A 3,425-nucleotide genomic window follows, 5' to 3' on the forward strand; every position below is an offset into this window, starting at 1 on the left:
ACTCCAAAATATCGAGCCGCATTTCCACAAAGGCGGAAAGTACGAAAAGTTCTATCCGCTATTTGAAGCGGTAGATACTATTTTCTACTCACCGCCTAGCGTTGCTAAAACGACGGCACACGTGCGCGACGGTATCGATCTTAAGCGCATGATGATCACCGTTTGGCTGTGCACGTTCCCCGCCATGCTGTTTGGTATGTGGAATGCCGGCTGGCAAGCTAACGTCGCCATCGATGCGGGCTATGCATCAATGGGTGGCTGGCGCGAAGCGATCCTGATGACCTTGGCGTCGGGTCATGATTCCAGCAGCTTATGGGCTAACTTTGTTCTTGGTGCTACCTACTTCTTACCTATCTATTTGGTAACGTTTGCTGTGGGCGGTTTCTGGGAAGTGTTGTTCGCGATTAAGCGTGGCCATGAGGTTAACGAAGGCTTCTTCGTAACGTCAGTACTGTTTGCACTGATTCTTCCCGCCACTATCCCGCTTTGGCAGGTTGCTTTAGGCATCACCTTTGGTGTGGTCATCGGCAAGGAAATCTTCGGTGGTACGGGCAAGAACTTCTTGAACCCCGCACTAACGGGGCGTGCCTTCCTATACTTTGCTTACCCGGCGCAAATTTCGGGTGACTCTGTGTGGGTCGCAGCCGATGGTTATACGGGAGCCACTGCGCTTTCCTTGGCGTTCCAAGACGGCATGACGGCGTTGACCAATACCTTTAGCTGGTGGGATGCCTTCCTTGGCTTTATCCCAGGCTCTGTGGGTGAGGTTTCTACGCTGGCCATCTTTATGGGGGCGGCGGTACTGCTGTGGACGCGTATTGCTTCCTGGCGAATCATGCTGGGCGTGTTCCTGGGCATGGTGGCCACCAGCACGCTCTTTAACCTGATTGGCTCCGATACTAACGCCATGTTCGCCATGCCGTGGTACTGGCATCTGGTTATTGGCGGGTTTGCCTTCGGTATGGTGTTCATGGCGACTGACCCAGTGTCAGCCTCAATGACGAACCAGGGCCGCCTCATATTTGGTGCGCTGATTGGTGTGATGACTGTCTTGATTCGCGTTGTGAACCCGGCCTTCCCGGAAGGCATCATGCTGGCGATTCTGTTCGCGAACCTGTTTGCACCGCTGATTGACCATTTCTTCGTCCAGGCCAATATCAAGCGCCGCGTTAAGCGTACCGGTGTACCGGCCGAGGAGACTGCCTAATGGCACAAGGTAATAACTCCATCAAGAAAGTCCTGATTGTGGCCTTTGCACTGTGTATTGTGTGCTCGGTCATTGTCTCGACGGCGGCAGTTGCACTGCGCCCCGCTCAGCAGCTCAACCAGGAGCTGGACCGTAAAACCAATATCCTTAACGTTGCCAAGCTCTATGAGCCCGGTATGGACGTTGAAGAGGCCTTTAGCGAGCAAATCACCGCACGCGTTATCGATTTGGATAGCGGCGAGTACACTGATGAGTTCGATCCCGATACGTTTGATAGTTTTGAGGCTGCGCGGGATCCCGCGACAGGCCGCACGCTGTCAGGCGATCAGGATATAGCAGGCCTTTCGCGGGTAGAAAACTACGCGACGGTGTACCTGATTGGCGACGAAAATGATCCAGAGCAAATTGTGCTGCCTATTCGCGGCCAAGGCCTTTGGGGACTGATGCGTGGCTTCTTAGCGGTAGAGGGTGATGGCAATACGATCGTGAGTATCACCTACTATGAGCACAGCGAAACGCCAGGCCTAGGTGGGGAAGTAAACAACCCCCGTTGGCAGGCCCAGTGGGAAGGTAAGAAAATTTACGATGAAGAGGGCGACCTCTCACCGGCAATTCATCTTACCAAGGGCGGCGCGAGCGACGACTATGAAGTGGACGCGTTATCTGGCGCTACGCTAACCAGTAATGGCGTGACAAACATGCTGAAGTTCTGGTTAAGCGAGGAAGCATTCGGACCGTATTTGGCGAAATTCCGCAGCGGTACTGAGCCGGAAGATGCCGAAGGCACCGATACTGACTTCGAAGACGTTGAGGGGGCTTGATCATGGCGGACGTAAATGCAAAAGGCGTTTTAACGGCGCCTATTTTTAGAGACAACCCCATTGCACTGCAGATTTTGGGGATTTGTTCTGCACTGGCAGTAACGACCAGCATGAGCGTGTCGCTGGTAATGGCGCTGGCGGTTATTTTTGTGACTGCGTTCTCAAACTTGTTCGTTTCGTTGATCAGGAATCACATTCCGTCATCGATTCGTATCATTGTGCAGATGACCATTATTGCATCACTGGTTATCGTGGTAGATCAGATTCTCAAAGCCTACGCTTATGAGATGTCCAAACAGCTTTCTGTGTTTGTAGGCCTGATCATTACCAACTGTATCGTTATGGGCCGTGCAGAAGGCTTTGCGATGTCTAACTCGCCAGGTCTTTCGTTCCTAGATGGTATTGGTAACGGCTTAGGCTACGGCTTTGTACTGCTGGTTGTTGGTTTTGTACGTGAGCTGTTGGGCGCTGGAAGCATCTTTGGTTTCACCGTTCTTCAGACGGTTCAAGATGGTGGCTGGTACGTTCCTAACGGCTTGCTGCTGTTGCCGCCTTCGGCGTTCTTCATTATTGGCCTGCTGATTTGGATTATGCGTTCGGTTAATCCAGAGCAAGTAGAAAGTAATGAGTTCAAAATGAAAGAAAACACCAAGCCCAAGGAGGCCGTGTAATATGGAACATTATCTGAGTCTCTTTGTTGCCTCGGTGTTTGTTGAGAACATGGCGTTGGCCTTTTTCTTGGGCATGTGTACCTTCTTGGCTGTTTCCAAAAAGGTTTCCTCTGCGATTGGGCTTGGCATTGCCGTTATCGTTGTATTGACCGTTACGGTACCTATCAACAACTTAGTGTTCACCTACTTGCTGCAAGAAGGCGCACTAACGTGGACGGGTATCAGCGGTGCTGAAAACATTGATCTTTCGTTCCTTGGTCTGCTTTCCTACATCGGTGTTATTGCTGCACTAGTACAGATCATGGAGATGTTCCTTGATAAGTACGTGCCTTCGCTCTACAACGCGTTAGGTGTATTCCTGCCGCTAATCACCGTTAACTGTGCCATTTTAGGTGGCGTACTGTTCATGGTTGAGCGTAACTACAGCTTTGGCGAATCAGTGGTCTATGGTTTTGGCGCAGGCACTGGCTGGGCGCTGGCGATTGCCGCTCTGGCGGGTATTCGTGAAAAGTTGAAGTACAGCGATGTGCCGGGTGGCCTGCAAGGGCTGGGCATCACTTTCATCACCGTGGGTCTGATGTCGTTAGGCTTTATGTCTTTCTCAGGCATTCAGCTTTAATCGGAGCCGGTTTTTCTCGGCGGTGCCTGCATCGCCGGGTTATACAAAACCTCCAGCAATAGGAAACCGACATGGTTGATACAACAGTCATCTTGCTCGGTGTTGTC

4 protein-coding genes are annotated in these 3,425 nt (G+C 51.7%); all 4 read left to right on the forward strand.

Annotation, left to right across the window (positions count from 1 at the left end; all coding sequences use genetic code 11):
* Positions 1 to 1,207, forward strand: a 1,207-nt coding sequence (locus ACTH5D_RS17275) for an NADH:ubiquinone reductase (Na(+)-transporting) subunit B (protein ID WP_441673399.1), incomplete at its 5' end; no start/stop codon positions are given.
* On the forward strand, positions 1,207 to 2,028 hold the full coding sequence (locus ACTH5D_RS17280) for a Na(+)-translocating NADH-quinone reductase subunit C (RefSeq protein ID WP_441673401.1): 822 nt from the start codon (positions 1,207 to 1,209) through the stop codon (positions 2,026 to 2,028). The genes ACTH5D_RS17275 and ACTH5D_RS17280, both read left to right, overlap by 1 nt.
* A gap of 2 nt (positions 2,029 to 2,030) precedes the next feature.
* Complete coding sequence (locus ACTH5D_RS17285; protein ID WP_235039538.1) at positions 2,031 to 2,699, forward strand: NADH:ubiquinone reductase (Na(+)-transporting) subunit D; 669 nt, start codon at positions 2,031 to 2,033, stop codon at positions 2,697 to 2,699.
* Position 2,700: 1 nt separating this feature from the next.
* Complete coding sequence (gene nqrE, locus ACTH5D_RS17290) at positions 2,701 to 3,318, forward strand: NADH:ubiquinone reductase (Na(+)-transporting) subunit E (protein WP_441673403.1); 618 nt, start codon at positions 2,701 to 2,703, stop codon at positions 3,316 to 3,318.
* Positions 3,319 to 3,425 lie beyond the last annotated feature (107 nt).

The organism is Halomonas sp., assembly GCF_052095695.1.
Classification (GTDB): Bacteria; Pseudomonadota; Gammaproteobacteria; order Pseudomonadales; family Halomonadaceae; genus Vreelandella.